15 protein-coding genes are annotated in these 13421 nt (G+C 46.5%); 8 read left to right on the top strand and 7 right to left on the bottom strand.

Annotation, left to right across the window (positions count from 1 at the left end; all coding sequences use genetic code 11):
* Positions 1-72 precede the first annotated feature (72 nt).
* The 7 genes from hisH to GLV81_RS13495 all read left to right on the top strand — a co-directional run bounded on the left by hisH (position 73) and on the right by GLV81_RS13495 (position 4887).
* On the top strand, positions 73-675 hold the full coding sequence (hisH, locus tag GLV81_RS13520; RefSeq protein WP_157479338.1) for an imidazole glycerol phosphate synthase subunit HisH: 603 nt from the start codon (positions 73-75) through the stop codon (positions 673-675).
* A gap of 66 nt (positions 676-741) precedes the next feature.
* Positions 742-1089: a HisA/HisF-related TIM barrel protein gene (locus tag GLV81_RS20525; RefSeq protein WP_246186003.1), complete on the top strand. Its 348-nt coding sequence runs from the start codon at positions 742-744 to the stop codon at positions 1087-1089.
* Positions 1083-1514: a 1-(5-phosphoribosyl)-5-[(5-phosphoribosylamino)methylideneamino]imidazole-4-carboxamide isomerase gene (locus tag GLV81_RS20520; RefSeq protein WP_425500003.1), complete on the top strand. Its 432-nt coding sequence runs from the start codon at positions 1083-1085 to the stop codon at positions 1512-1514. Before GLV81_RS20525 ends, GLV81_RS20520 begins: the two co-directional genes overlap by 7 nt.
* A 153-nt stretch (positions 1515-1667) precedes the next feature.
* Positions 1668-2477 carry an imidazole glycerol phosphate synthase subunit HisF gene (gene hisF, locus GLV81_RS13510; protein ID WP_246186002.1) on the top strand — a complete coding sequence of 270 codons (810 nt, stop codon included), beginning with the start codon at positions 1668-1670 and terminating at the stop codon, positions 2475-2477.
* Positions 2474-2635 carry a hypothetical protein gene (locus GLV81_RS13505; protein WP_157479336.1) on the top strand — a complete coding sequence of 54 codons (162 nt, stop codon included), beginning with the start codon at positions 2474-2476 and terminating at the stop codon, positions 2633-2635. The genes hisF and GLV81_RS13505 overlap by 4 nt, the downstream gene beginning before the upstream one ends.
* Positions 2632-3231 carry a bifunctional phosphoribosyl-AMP cyclohydrolase/phosphoribosyl-ATP diphosphatase HisIE gene (gene hisIE, locus GLV81_RS13500; protein WP_157479335.1) on the top strand — a complete coding sequence of 200 codons (600 nt, stop codon included), beginning with the start codon at positions 2632-2634 and terminating at the stop codon, positions 3229-3231. The genes GLV81_RS13505 and hisIE overlap by 4 nt, the downstream gene beginning before the upstream one ends.
* Before the next feature lie 297 nt (positions 3232-3528).
* The gene (locus GLV81_RS13495) at positions 3529-4887 is read left to right on the top strand and encodes an MATE family efflux transporter (protein ID WP_246186001.1); all 1359 of its coding nucleotides are present in this window, start codon (positions 3529-3531) and stop codon (positions 4885-4887) included.
* 189 nt (positions 4888-5076) lie between these two features.
* Here the strand turns inward: GLV81_RS13495 and GLV81_RS13490 are convergent, their stop codons facing one another.
* From GLV81_RS13490 to GLV81_RS13465, 7 genes are all read right to left on the bottom strand, one after another.
* The gene (locus GLV81_RS13490; RefSeq protein ID WP_157479333.1) at positions 5077-6261 is read right to left on the bottom strand and encodes an acetyl-CoA C-acyltransferase; all 1185 of its coding nucleotides are present in this window, start codon (positions 6259-6261) and stop codon (positions 5077-5079) included.
* Positions 6262-6390: 129 nt separating this feature from the next.
* The gene (locus GLV81_RS13485) at positions 6391-8040 is read right to left on the bottom strand and encodes an AMP-binding protein (RefSeq protein WP_197428317.1); all 1650 of its coding nucleotides are present in this window, start codon (positions 8038-8040) and stop codon (positions 6391-6393) included.
* Between the two features lie 76 nt (positions 8041-8116).
* Complete coding sequence (locus GLV81_RS13480) at positions 8117-8614, bottom strand: hypothetical protein (RefSeq protein ID WP_157479331.1); 498 nt, start codon at positions 8612-8614, stop codon at positions 8117-8119.
* A 44-nt stretch (positions 8615-8658) separates the two neighbouring features.
* Positions 8659-9237 carry a DUF4328 domain-containing protein gene (locus tag GLV81_RS13475; protein WP_197428316.1) on the bottom strand — a complete coding sequence of 193 codons (579 nt, stop codon included), beginning with the start codon at positions 9235-9237 and terminating at the stop codon, positions 8659-8661.
* 209 nt (positions 9238-9446) lie between these two features.
* Complete coding sequence (locus GLV81_RS20515) at positions 9447-10127, bottom strand: translation factor GTPase family protein (RefSeq protein ID WP_246186000.1); 681 nt, start codon at positions 10125-10127, stop codon at positions 9447-9449.
* Positions 10025-11578 carry an elongation factor G gene (locus GLV81_RS13470; RefSeq protein ID WP_246185999.1) on the bottom strand — a complete coding sequence of 518 codons (1554 nt, stop codon included), beginning with the start codon at positions 11576-11578 and terminating at the stop codon, positions 10025-10027. Before GLV81_RS13470 ends, GLV81_RS20515 begins: the two co-directional genes overlap by 103 nt.
* Positions 11579-11729: 151 nt before the next feature.
* Positions 11730-12092: a hypothetical protein gene (locus GLV81_RS13465; RefSeq protein ID WP_157479329.1), complete on the bottom strand. Its 363-nt coding sequence runs from the start codon at positions 12090-12092 to the stop codon at positions 11730-11732.
* A gap of 186 nt (positions 12093-12278) precedes the next feature.
* Between GLV81_RS13465 and GLV81_RS13460 the strand changes: the two genes are divergently transcribed.
* Complete coding sequence (locus tag GLV81_RS13460) at positions 12279-13421, top strand: M28 family metallopeptidase (RefSeq protein WP_246185998.1); 1143 nt, start codon at positions 12279-12281, stop codon at positions 13419-13421.

The following is a 13421-nucleotide window of genomic DNA, read 5'->3' as shown; positions in this document are numbered from 1 at the left end:
TTTCGTTGAAACGAAGACAGTGAAACTCTCAAACAGCTTCTAACCAACAACTAAAAACAACAAACCAAAAACTTGAAAACTGTAGCCATCATCAAATACAATGCAGGAAATATCCGTTCGGTATTGTTTGCCTTAGAGCGACTGGGCGTAGCAGCAACCGTAACAGATGATCATGAATTGATTCGTCAATCCAGCCACGTTATTTTTCCGGGTGTGGGTGCGGCCAATAGTGCCATGCCTTACCTGCAGGAGCGTGGTTTGGATCAGCTGATGTTGTCATTAACACAACCATTTTTAGGCATTTGCCTGGGCATGCAGCTCATGTGCCGCCACAGCGAAGAGGGTGATACGAAATGCCTCGGCATGTTTGATATTGCGGTGCGTAAATTTCCTGCTACCGATGATGATGGCCAGCGCATCAAAACGCCACACATGGGTTGGAACAGTTTGTACAACCTGCAATCACCCATCATGAAAGGTGTGGATGAAAATGCATTCATGTATTTCGTGCATAGCTACTATGCCGAAATCAGCAGCCATACCATTGCAGCTTGTAACTATGCATTGCCGTTTAGTGCGGCTTTGCAAAAGGATAACTTCTTTGGAGTGCAATTTCATACAGAAAAAAGTGCAGCAGCAGGAGAGCAGATTTTGAAGAATTTTTTAGCACTTTAAACCCTCCAAACCTCCCTAAAGGGAGGCTTTCATACGCTATACATAAAAAGTCAAAATATAAAGAAGATGGGTATTGAAAATATTCACCATAATCAACCGTCTCAAAGTCCTTCCTCTAGGGAGGATATAGGAGGATTTATCATCCCTGCCATCGATTTAATCGACGGCAAATGCGTTCGCTTATCGCAGGGCGACTATGCGCAGAAAAAAGTGTACAATGAAAATCCGTTAGAAGTAGCCAGGCAGTTTGAAGCAGCAGGTATCAAGCGATTGCACTTGGTTGATTTGGATGGTGCCAAAGCGGGTGCCGTGCAGAACTGGAAAGTGTTGGAACTACTGGCAGCGAATATACATCACTCACGATTGATTTTGGCGGTGGTGTTAAAACAAAAGAAGATGTACAAGCCGTGTTGAATGCTGGTGCAGCCTTAGTGACCATTGGCAGCCTCGCTGTAAAACGCAGGGAATTGTTTTTAAATCTGGTGGCAGAGTTTGGTGCCGATAAATTTTTCATTGGTGCCGATGTCAACAATGAACGGTTGGCCGTACATGGATGGCTGGAGCAAACCGATGTATTGGTGTACGATTTTATCAATGCATTGACATCGGTTGGACTGCAACAATTTTTCTGTACCGACATTGCCAAAGACGGCATGATGGAAGGGCCGTCTACAGCGTTGTATCAGCAAATATTGCAGCAGTGCCCGGGCATTACGCTGATAGCCAGTGGTGGTGTAAGCAAGCTGGAAGACCTGCATGAATTACAAGCGGCAGGATTGCATGGTGCTATCGTAGGTAAAGCCATTTATGAAGGAACGATACGATTGGAAACCCTCTAAATCTCCCTAAAGGGAGACTTCGGACTGGGTTCATTTTTAGAAGGATTTTTAAGTAGCAGATGCGTAACCAAGAATACAATGAGTATGCAAAATGTCAGTGAACTGGAAAATCAATCAGCATCAAGTCTCCCTTTAGGGAGATTTAGAGGGTCAGTGTCCGGCGGCCTCACCAAACGCATCATTCCTTGCCTCGATATCAAGGATGGGCGTACCGTGAAGGGTGTGAACTTTGTGAACATACGTGATGCCGGAGACCCGATTGAGCTTGCACAACAGTATGCACGTGATGGTGCCGATGAACTCGTGTTTCTCGACATCACCGCTACCAACGAAGGCCGCAAAACTTTTGCAGAGCTGGTATTGCAAATTGCGAAGCACCTCAATATTCCGTTTACCGTAGGTGGTGGCATTAGTAGTGTAGCCGACGCCAGCCGATTGTTGGAAGCCGGTGCTGATAAGGTTTCCATCAACTCTTCTGCTGTAAAACGACCAGCCTTGGTAGATGAACTAGCGTTGGAATTTGGTTCGCAATTTGTGGTAGTGGCAGTGGATACCCGCTTGCTTAATGAAGCCGGCGAACCAACGCTGGACTATACAAAATATCCTGTTGAAGCGCATCATTATGTGCATACACATGGCGGCAGACAAGCCACTGAATTAAAAACCGTTCCCTGGGTGAAAGAAGTGTACAGCCGTGGTGCGGGTGAAATTTTGCTTACCAGCATGAACACTGATGGTGCCAAAACCGGTTTCGATTTGCCCATTACCAAAGCTGTGGTGCAAGCCGTAGATATTCCGGTGATAGCCAGCGGTGGTGCGGGGCAGAAACAACATTTTGTAGATGTGTTTACGGAAGCCGGAGCCGATGCAGGCCTTGCCGCCAGTATCTTTCACTACGGTGAAATTCCCGTTCCCGAATTGAAACAATATCTTGCTACACAACAAATACCTGTACGCTTATGATTTGGCTGATTCTTTTAGGCTCCATGCTGCTGGGCATCATGGTCATTCGCTTTAGTTACAAAATTGAAAAAAAGCGATTGGATAAAGACCGTGCCGAAGCGGCCAAAGCCATGCAGGAATTTCAGGAAATGCTCAAACAACAAAAAGAGAAACAATGACAATCGATTTTTCTAAATACGCAGATGGCTTGGTGCCTGCCGTGGTGCAGGATGTAGTAACGAATAAGGTATTGATGCTGGGCTTTATGAACCAGGAAGCGGTGGATGTAACCAATGCTACCGGCAAGGTTACTTTTTACAGCCGTAGCAAGCAACGCTTGTGGACGAAGGGTGAAACCAGCGAACATTATTTGCTGCTGAAAAGCATCACCGTTGACTGCGATAATGATACACTGCTGGTAAAAGCACAACCCATAGGTCCTACCTGCCACACGGGTGCTGATACTTGTTTTAATGAAGTGAATCAAAACAATCCGGCAGATTTTTTGTGGTACCTCGAGTCGGTGATTGCCGGCAGAAAAAACAACCCGACAGAGAAATCATATACCGCCAGTTTGTTTGCCAAAGGCATCAACAAAGTAGCGCAAAAAGTAGGCGAAGAAGCGGTAGAACTGGTAATAGAAGCAAAAGATGACAACGAGGAATTGTTCTTGGGCGAAGCCGCCGATCCGATGTTTCACTACATTGTTTTGCTACAGGCAAAAGGCTATAGCCTCACTGATGTGGTGAATGTGCTGCGGGGCAGACACAAATAAACAACCATAATACGTTTATAGAAAACGGGCACTACTTTGGTGGTGCCCGTTTTAATTGGCTATCCGCCGCTCATCCACTTGTATTGCACAGGTCAGCTTCTTTTGTTTTCTTCGCTGTACAATTTTCAACGCATATGATTTTTTAAGTGCCGGCCTTACGCCGGGAAAGTAAGGCTCTTTACACCGAAGCATTCACTGTTTCGTCTTCCCATCATTCTATTTTATCACCTTACTTTTTTATATATGTCGTTGACGAACATCACACGATTCTTTCATCGTTTATTTTATTATATCCGTTTGTCATTGTCCAGCGAAGGGCAGGATTTTACCACTGGTAGCATTCGCAAAGCCATTTTTCTGCTGGCCGTACCCATGATTCTGGAGCTGAGTCTCGAATCGGTGTTTGCGCTGGTGGATGTATTCTTTGTAGGAAAGCTCGGCTCGGTGGCTATTTCTACAGTGGTGCTTACCGAATCCATTATCACCATTGTGTACTCAGTGGGCATTGGTTTAAGCATGGCCGCAACGGCCATGGTAGCACGGCGCATTGGCGAAAAAAATGCTGCAGCAGCAGCCAAAGCGGGTGCACAATCCATGCTGTTGGGCTTGTTGGTATCAGTGCTCATCAGTATTGTAGGCGTCACGATGGCACCTACATTGTTGCGTTTAATGGGTGGCTCTGCAGAAGTGATACGAATGGGTACACCGTATATGCGCATCATGTTGGGCGGCAATCTGGTGATCATGATGCTGTTTTTAATCAACGGCATTTTTCGCGGTGCCGGCGATGCATCCATTGCTATGAAAAGTTTGTGGATAGCCAATATCTGCAACATCATGCTGTGTCCGTTACTTATTCAGGGCTGGGGCATGTTGCCAGCGTTTGGCCTCACGGGTGCTGCATTGGCTACCACTATTGGTCGTACCATCGGAGTACTGTATCAGTTGTACAAACTCAATTATAGCCATGGTGTGATACACCTGAAGTGGAGCGATTTCTTGCCCGATAAATCTGTACTGGCATCGCTGGCAAAAGTGGCCGGCAATGGCACTTTGCAGTTTTTGATTGGCTCTGCCAGTTGGATTTTTTTGGCCCGGTTGGTAGCACAGTTTGGCGAAGATGCAACGGCTGGTTATGGTGTTGCCATCCGGTTGATTGTGTTTTTTATTTTGCCTGCCTGGGGACTTAGCAATGCCGCCGCTACATTGGTAGGCCAAAATTTGGGTGCAGGCAATGCCGAACGTGCCGCCAAAAGTGTATGGCTTACGGCCAAATACAACGCGTTGTTTATGCTGGGTGTTACCTTACTTTTTTTCTTTATGGGTGAATGGCTGGTGCAATTGCTCAACGATGATGTGGCCATTCGGCCTGTTGCGGTAGAAGCTTTGCGCATTGTGAGTTTGGGCTATGTGCTCTATGGCATCAGCATGGTCATGATGAATGCATTTAACGGCGCCGGCGATACAAAAACACCCACCATTATCAACCTCATTTTCTTTTGGGGCATTCAAATTCCATTGGCGTATATACTCAGTATTTCATGGAAGTTGGGACCAACAGGTGTGTTTGTAGCCATCGTTTCTGCAGAGTCACTTATCGCTGTTGTAGCCATGTGGTTGTTTACCAAAGGCAAATGGAAAGCGGTGAAAATTTGATGAGAGAACGACCCTGCTGTTTGGCTTTCAATGTTGGTCAGCGACCAACATTGGCGGTGAAAATTTGATGAGCATTACAGCCATCGTTGCTCGCCTGACCAACATTGATTCATCCAACAGAAATTAAAAAAGCAACGCTTCACCAATAGAGAAGCGTTGCCTTTTTGATAAAGAAATTTTGGGGGAAAATTACTGCGGCATGGCTTCAATTACCATGGCGCTGGCGCCACCACCGCCGTTGCAAATACCGGCTGCGCCATAGCGGGCACCGTTTTGCTGCAGCACATTAATGAGCGTTACAATAATGCGGGCACCACTGCAACCCAGCGGGTGACCCAGTGAAACGGCACCACCATGCACATTTACTTTAGCAGGGTCGAGCTGCATCCGTTTGCTATTTTCAATACCCACTACGCTAAAGGCTTCGTTCAGTTCCCAGTAGCTGATGTCTTGCATGGTCAGTCCTGCTTTGGCAACAGCTTTTGGTACAGCCAGAGCAGGCGATGTGGTAAACCATTCGGGAGCTTGTTCGGCATCGGCGTAGCCAATCACTTTGGCAATGGGCTTCAGACCAAGGGCTTCAGCTTTGCTCTTGCTCATGAGTACCAAGGCTGCAGCACCGTCATTCATGGTGCTGGCGTTGGCTGCTGTTACAGTGCCATCTTTTTTAAAGGCGGGATTGAGTGAAGGGATTTTATCAAACTTCACATTGAAAGGTTCTTCGTCTTTGGCAATGATAACGGGCTCGCCTTTACGCTGTGGAATTTGTACTGGTACAATTTCGTTGGCAAACTTGTCGGCTTCCCAGGCAGCCTGGCTGCGTTTGTAGCTTTCAATTGCAAAGGCATCCTGATCTTCGCGGCTAATGCCACATGTGCTGGCACAGAGTTCAGCAGCAATGCCCATAGCTTGACCATCGTACACATCAGTCAGGCCATCTTTAGCCAAACCATCGAGTAATTGCACATTGCCGTACTTATTGCCCCAGCGCATGTTGGGCGCATAGTAAGGCACATTGCTCATGCTTTCCATACCACCTGCCACTACGATGTCGGCATCGCCCAGCAAAATGCTTTGTGCAGCTTGTGCAATGGCTTTCATGCCACTGGCACATACTTTATTGACGGTGGTACAATTTACTTCGTTGGGCAAGCCGGCAAACTTGGCTGCTTGGCGGGCAGGCGCCTGACCAAGGTTGGCTTGTATTACACAACCCATCAACACGTCGTTCACGGCTTCTGGAGCTACGCCGGCTTTTTCCAAAGCCCCTTTTATGGCAATGGCGCCGAGCTGTGTAGCAGACAAATCTTTCAGTGATCCGCCGAAGCTGCCCATGGGCGTTCTTACTGCGGAAATGATGTACACTTCATTCATGGCAAACAAACAATTTAGGCAGTAAAGGTAAAGACTTATCGCTGCTGCCATTGCTTGTAGCTGCACAGTTAGGCGAATGCACCTCCGTGGCTGGTGAGTGCATTTATACAGCCTATCAATAACGATTGGTTATCCGTTGTCTCGTACAATGGTCGTGGGCTTGCTGTACCACATGGGGTAGTGGGGCAGGTAAATTTTTTCCAGCTCATTGCGCTTCACTTTAAGAGAAGGCGTCAACAAGCCATTTTCAACTGTCCAGCTTTTTTCGAGAATCACAATTTTTTCAATGCGTTCGTGTTTCTCCAATGTCTTGTTGAGTACTTGCATGTCGGCTTCCAGTTGTGCAAACAGCGCCTCTTGCTGTTGCATTTTACCAGAGTCGGACAAAGTAACCAATGCAATAGGCTGGGGTATACCGGTGCCCACCACGCATACCTGTTCCAAATGATGGTTGGTGAGCATGCTCGTTTCAATGGGTGCCGGCGCAATGTATTTGCCTTTATCCGTTTTAAACTGGTCTTTTACCCGACCAGTAATCATGAGGTAACCATCTGCATCGAGTTCGCCAATGTCTCCGGTTTTCAGGTAGCCTTCTTCATCAAACATGTCGGCGGTCATGGCGGGCTCTTTGTAATAGCCCTGCATGTTGCCTTCGCTTTTTACCCGTATTTCTTTTTCGTCAGAAAACTTTACCTGCAGGCCAGAGAGCGGTTTGCCCACCGTGCCAAATTTGTTGCTGCCCGGCCGGTTGAAATGGGCGTATACACAGTCTTCTGTCATACCATATGCCTGGCAAATATCGATGCCCAGTTTCTTGTACCATTCTTGTACTTCTTTGGCCAATGGCGCTGCAGCACTTACTACAAAGTAGGCTTTTGATAAGCCCAAACTGGTTTTTATTTTTTTGCGCAACAAGTTGTTGAGAATGGGGATAGATAAAAACAGATTGAGTTTTTTCTGCGGCAGTTTTTGTAAAATCTTTTCCCGGAATTTGATCCAGATGCGAGGCACAGCAAAAAAGATATCCGGCTGTGTATCGGCCAGGTTTTCTGCAAAGCTGTCCAGCGATTCGGCAAAAGAAATAAAGCCACCGTTGTACACCGCATTTAGTTCTATGCCCATGCGTTCGGCAATGTGGCTGAGTGGCAAGTAGGAAAACAGGGTAGGGCGTTGTATCAGCGGAATTTCTGGTGTAGCAGTTTGTATTACCCGGTCGATGGAGTGCAGTGTATGCATTACCCCTTTTGGAGCCCCAGTAGTGCCAGAGGTATAAATAATGGTGATGACATCTTGAAGATCCCATGCGAAGGGCGCTGCAATTGGTTCGTTTTGTACCAGCAGGTCTTCCCATTGCACATCGCCTTTGCTGTTGAATGCTTTGACACCAATGATGCGAATATCAGCAGGGAAGCCTTCTTTCTGCTTGTCGTATTGGTCGAGCTTGCCAGCAATAATGGCTTTCGATTCGCTGTGCACCAATATGCTTTCGATACTGTGTGCTGTAAGCGTTGGGTAAATGGGCACACTAATTACGCCCGCCATCATCATAGCCAAATCAGCGAGTATCCATTCGCTGCAGTTTTTGCTCAGCAACGCCACTTTATCACCTGGTTGCAAGCCCATACTGCGCAGTCCTTGTGCTATGCGTTTGCAATGATCCGCGGCTTGTGCAAAGGTCAAAGTCTGCCATTGGCCGTTGATTGGCTGACGCAAAAAAACATCGTTGGGGCAAGTATCAGCCCAATGCAAAAAACGCTGAACAGGAGAACTGGCAGGCATAGCAATCATGTTGATGAAAATGAAAAATAAGCATTAAAAAGAATATGAATGGAAGCTGAATCAACCTTTGTATAACCTATAAGCATACGGCATCTGTGAGGTAGATGTTCCAATCGTAGTATTCAGCCTTGAAGGCTTTTTGTGATGTTGTAAAAATGCCAACCGCCTGCAGGTACCCGGTACATTGGTAAATGCTGAGCAGGTAGTAGCCCTTGCCCAGCGGCCCATCCGTTTCAATGCCACCACTCGCCATCGGTGCCGATGATGCATTGTACAGCTTTCTGAATCGGGGTACAGCGGCCGTATCGCTCAGGTTCAGCCAGCTTCGCCATTGGCGGGCAAAAGCGGCATCTTGCTTTCCGGTGTAGGACTCGCCTTTAAACAAAATCACCGTGAAGGGGGTGCTGCCCCGCACATTCATGTTGGAATATGATAATTGAGTGGGCGTTATTTGTTTGCTCCATCCCTGTGGTGCTTGCGGCAACTTTAGTTTATCGAATTGTAATGCTTGTGCCTGTAGCTGATAGCAAAAGACTATGCACAAGAAACTCATCACCCATTTCTGATAGCTCATGCTACAAATGTAAGTGGCATGTATTGCTGTAAAAATGAGATTGCTTATTCTACCACAATATTTCCGAGTAAATTTTCTGAATCTTCTTCTTTGGGCAATTGTTGGTAAGCACTCAACTCCAATTCAAATTGGTGTGCCTGCCTTACCATAACGACAGCGAGAATAGCAGCGGGAATTTCCAAAGACGATGACCACAAATCGGCCCAGGAAGAATCCAAAAGTCCTTCAATGGATTCGGTGTCGGTATAAATTCTTGCTGAAACCGAGGAAACGATATTGCTGATTAAATACATGGTCCACCAAACGCCAACAATGGCTCCAGATTTGCGTTCGGCTTTGCTATAGTTTAAGCTTTGCGTATCGTTCCAAATTTCTGTCATAATCTGGTAGGGGCGAACCAGATTGAGAAACGGCACAAACCACGCACCTGCAGCCCAGCCTTCTGTAAAATTGGTACGGCCGCCGGCTAATTGAAGGTTATAATAAGCTCTGCGGAACCACATGATGAAATAAACAATGGAAAGTATCGTGAGTATTAAAATAGCAATGGCCAATAGTTGTTGGCGTATATCGTTGTTGCTGGCTTCTTCCTCATTGTATACGCCCTTTTGTAAACGATTCAACAATTGAATTTGTAAGTAATTGCCGAAAGCATTCACGGCATGTATCGCCATCAAACAGAAGAATAGTATCTGTACCACTTTTGCCCGTTGGCTATTGTCCCTTACCATAAAAACGATTTATGCAGCAATATATCTACCGTTATGGCTTTAACCAAAAAAAGGCCGACACATTTTGCGCCGGCCATTCTTTTTGATGTTGCAAAAAATATTTATTCTTCTTCCTTCGCTGTTTTAGCGTAGTCTTCGTGCAGTTTTTTCTGCAGGTCGTATGGCACAGGTGCATACTCATGAAAATGCAGTCTGAACTTGGCACGGCCCTGCGTAATGCTGCGCAGTGAAGATGAGTAATCCGCCATTTCTGCCAGTGGCACTTTGGCTACTATTTTCTGGAAATGTCCTTCGGTATCGATGCCTTCCACAAAAGCACGGCGTGTTTGCAAATCGCCCATTACAGCACCGGTAAGGTCGGATGGACAAAGCACTTCCACATTGTAAATGGGTTCCAGAATTTGCGGATCGGCCTGACCGAATGCATCTTTGAAAGCCTTGAGGCCAGCGAGTTTGAAAGAAATATCGTTGCTGTCAACCGGGTGCATTTTACCATCAAATACACTCACCCGTACATCACGTACATAAGAACCAGTCAGCGGGCCTTCATACATTTTTTCCATCACCCCTTTCAAAATGCTGGGTAAGAAACGGGCATCAATGGCGCCACCCACAATGCAATTGTAGTACACCAGTTTGCCACCCCATTCCAACGGATGTTCTTCACGGCCTCGAACGTTCAACGCTTCGGGGTCAGGCATGCCTTCGTACCAAGGCTCGATGCGCAAATGCACTTCGGCAAACTGTCCGGCACCGCCACTTTGTTTTTTGTGGCGGAACATGGCTTCTGCTTTTTGCGAATGGTTTCGCGGTAAGGGATGCGTGGCTTATGGAAAGCAACGTCGAGCTTATGAATGTGTTCGAGTTTCCACTTAATCACCTGCAAATGCAGTTCGCCCTGGCAATGCAGTAGTGTTTGTTTCAACTCTTGCGACACCTCTACTTTAATGGTGGCATCTTCTTCAATCAGCGTATGCAAAGCCTGGCTCAGCTTTTCTTCTTCGCCTTTGCGGGTGCTTTCTACAGCCACTGTCAAATTGCTGGTCGGAAACTCAATGGGATGCAGCTCAATGTTCTTGCCTTTTTCGTGCAAGGTGTTGTTGACATGCGTATTCTTCAGCTTCATGGTGGCACCAATATCGCCTGCCACCAATTCGTTTACGTTGATCCTGTTTTGGCCTTCGAGCAACAACAGCTGGTTCATTTTTTCGGAAGCACCGGTGGTTTCATTCACCAGTTCCATACCGGTTTTAATAGTGCCGCTGTACACTTTGAATAACGACAGTTCGCCAACGTGAGGTTCGCTGATGGTTTTGAAAACAAAAATGCAGGCGGGACCACTGGCATCGCAAGTGAGTTCGGTACCGGCTTGTGTTTTTTGTGCAGGCATTTCATTGGCACTTGGGCACACATTGTCAATAAAACCCATGATGCGGCCACTACCCATATTCTTTTCGGCACTTACACAAAACAGCGGGAAGATGTCATGATTGATCGTGGCTTTGTGCATGCCCGCTTTCATATCATCTTCATTCAATTCGCCCAACTCAAAATATTTTTCCATCAGGCTTTCATCGTTGCTGGCTACGGCTTCTACCAATTCACGATGAAGTGCATCTGCGGTTGCTTTTTCGCTATCGGGGATGGGCTTTTTCTCAGGCTTGCCACCATCTTTTCCGTACTCATACATTACCATGTTGAGCACGTCGATGATTTGATTGAAACCTGTACCAGCATTGAGCGGATATTGCACCTGCACTACTTTGCTGCCAAAGTGAGCCTTGGCTTCGGCTACGGTTTTGGTGTAATCAGCATTTTCATGATCCAGTTTGTTCACCGCAAAAATCATGGGTGTTTTAAACTGTTCGGTATAGTCCCAAATAATGTCGGTGCCTACTTCTACACCGGCAGTGGCGTTGAGCAGCATTACACCGGTATCAGCTACGCGGAGGGCACTAATTACTTCGCCAACAAAGTCATCATAACCCGGGGTGTCAATGATATTGATTTTGTAACCACGCCAGGTAGTGTGTAGTAGGGAAGAAAAGATAGAGTTGCCTCTTTCTTTTTCGAGTTCATGATAATCGCTGACGGTAGTGCCTTCCCGCACCGTACCACGGCGGTTAATCAATCCTGCTTCAAAAAGCATGTCTTCGGCCAGCGTTGTTTTACCGCTGCCGGCATGGCCAAGCAGCGCAATGTTTTTTACGTGAGCAGTATCAAAAGTTGCCATAACGTAAGTATGTAAATGGTGAAAAAAACCGTGTAGCCCGAACAAATCCGGCCACGGCAATGATTAAGCAATCGGAATACAATGAGGGTAAGTACTACATGTATTAAAAAAGGTTGCAAGTGTGTAGATACCTGCAACCTTTTCTATCATGTTATGCCGTTTCTCCAATGAAACGGTGAAAGTCGTTGGTGAGTTGGTCAATGTCGGCCAGCAATTGTTTTACCTGTAGTTCCAGGTTGTGGTGCGGAATTTTGTGACCAAAGTTGGGATGATGTTCGGCATCGGCTACATGGTGCTTAATGGCGTGTTTTACGTCGTGCACATTAATGAGCTGAATGTGAAACTGGTTGTGGTAGTGTTCTACCTCTTTTAAATAATCGTGATCCGTTTTGCCAGCAGCAGCAGTGTAGAGTTCACTGCGCAAATGATTGATGTTTTCTTTTGCCTGGCGGAGTTGATTGCGCCACTGGTCGCATTCGGCCAGCAGCGCCTGATGTTCGGCTACGGTAACCATAACATGAAGTTTTAAGGTGAGCAATCTGATCAAAAGAACTCAAGGAGTTTATCAAGATACATCGATTTTTTCCCTTCGTCAATACCAAATTTGACGCAAGTAGCTACAACTAACTATGAGGCAAGTCATGCTTTTCGGTATCTTTCCTCATGCTGAAAATTGGTTGAAAAACCTTATACTTTAGGGATGCGAAAGATTTGTGTGACCGTTTTGTTTTGTTGTTTGCTGTTGCAGGTACAGGCTCAGGATAGTGCCATTATCCGCCGGTGGATGGATACCCTTGCAGCGCCTGCGTTTCATGGGCGTGGCTATGTGCAAAATGGCATGCAGCAGGCAGCCGAATGGATAGCCGCCAACATGCAGCAGCAGGGCTTGCTTGTGCAACGACAAACGGTGGAATATCCGGTGAATGTTTTTCCCAGTCCAAGTTTGTTGCAGGTGAATGGCCAAACCTTGCAGGAAGGCATTGATTATTTGATTGGGCCAGAGTCGGGCGGTTTTGATGGCACTGTTTCCCGCTTGTTGCAGGTTGATTCTGTTACCTGGGTATCGCCCGATCAAAAGCTGATTGTACAGCTGGCCGACAAACTCACCTGGAGTGTGGCTACTCGTCAGCAAAACCATTGCCGGGTTATTGTACGTCGTGCTGCAATCAAGTCTGTACCCAAAAAAATAAAACTGCAGGTCACTCCATTTTTTCAGCCATCCTTCAAGGCTGATAATGTAATTGCCACCGTACCCGGTACGCTGCGCAATGATTCTACCATCGTTTTTACGGCACATTACGATCATTTGGGGCAAATGGGCAATGCTCTCTTTGCAGGAGCCAACGATAATGCCAGCGGCTCCGCTTTGCTTATGCAATTGGCTTGCCGCATACAAGCCCAACCTTTGCCCTACAAAGCGGTGTTTATTTGGTTTGCCGGCGAAGAAGCAGGATTGGTAGGTTCATCTTGGTATGTAGATAAACCAGCCTTTCCATTGTCAAATATTCGCTTTTTGCTCAATCTCGATTTGATGGGCAATGGCGAAGAAGGCATTACGGTAGTGAATGCTACTGAGTTTCCTAACGCATTTGCATTGCTGCAAAAACTGAATGCGGAAAAACTATATCTATCCGCCATCAACAGCAGGGGCAAGGCCCAAAACAGCGATCATTATTGGTTTACTGAAAAAGGGGTGCCTTCTTTTTTCTGGTATACTTTGGGCAAGCGAAAAGCATACCACGATGTAGAAGATATTGCCGCCACAGTTCCTCTTGTAGAAGCCAATGATTTGATACGTTTGATACTCGATTTTTCGCAACAACTCATTCTCCAACCCCGATAA

The organism is Phnomibacter ginsenosidimutans, from assembly GCF_009740285.1.
GTDB classification, from domain to species: Bacteria; Bacteroidota; Bacteroidia; order Chitinophagales; family Chitinophagaceae; genus Phnomibacter; species Phnomibacter ginsenosidimutans.
Note: the sequence above shows the minus strand (reverse complement) of the source record. Positions and strands in the feature narration are given on the sequence as shown.

What these genes read in the sequence shown, in the direction of transcription:
- GLV81_RS20525 (WP_246186003.1), top strand. Translation starts at nt 742, where the DNA reads ATGGGTATTGAAAATATTCACCATAATCAACCGTCTCAAAGTCCTTCC.
- GLV81_RS13505 (WP_157479336.1), top strand. Translation starts at nt 2,474, where the DNA reads ATGATTTGGCTGATTCTTTTAGGCTCCATGCTGCTGGGCATCATGGTC.
- hisIE (WP_157479335.1), top strand. Translation starts at nt 2,632, where the DNA reads ATGACAATCGATTTTTCTAAATACGCAGATGGCTTGGTGCCTGCCGTG.
- GLV81_RS13490 (WP_157479333.1), bottom strand. Translation starts at nt 6,261, where the DNA reads ATGAATGAAGTGTACATCATTTCCGCAGTAAGAACGCCCATGGGCAGC.
- GLV81_RS13485 (WP_197428317.1), bottom strand. Translation starts at nt 8,040, where the DNA reads ATGCCTGCCAGTTCTCCTGTTCAGCGTTTTTTGCATTGGGCTGATACT.
- GLV81_RS13480 (WP_157479331.1), bottom strand. Translation starts at nt 8,614, where the DNA reads ATGAGCTATCAGAAATGGGTGATGAGTTTCTTGTGCATAGTCTTTTGC.
- GLV81_RS20515 (WP_246186000.1), bottom strand. Translation starts at nt 10,127, where the DNA reads ATGTTCCGCCACAAAAAACAAAGTGGCGGTGCCGGACAGTTTGCCGAA.
- GLV81_RS13470 (WP_246185999.1), bottom strand. Translation starts at nt 11,578, where the DNA reads ATGGCAACTTTTGATACTGCTCACGTAAAAAACATTGCGCTGCTTGGC.
- GLV81_RS13465 (WP_157479329.1), bottom strand. Translation starts at nt 12,092, where the DNA reads ATGGTTACCGTAGCCGAACATCAGGCGCTGCTGGCCGAATGCGACCAG.
- GLV81_RS13460 (WP_246185998.1), top strand. Translation starts at nt 12,279, where the DNA reads ATGCGAAAGATTTGTGTGACCGTTTTGTTTTGTTGTTTGCTGTTGCAG.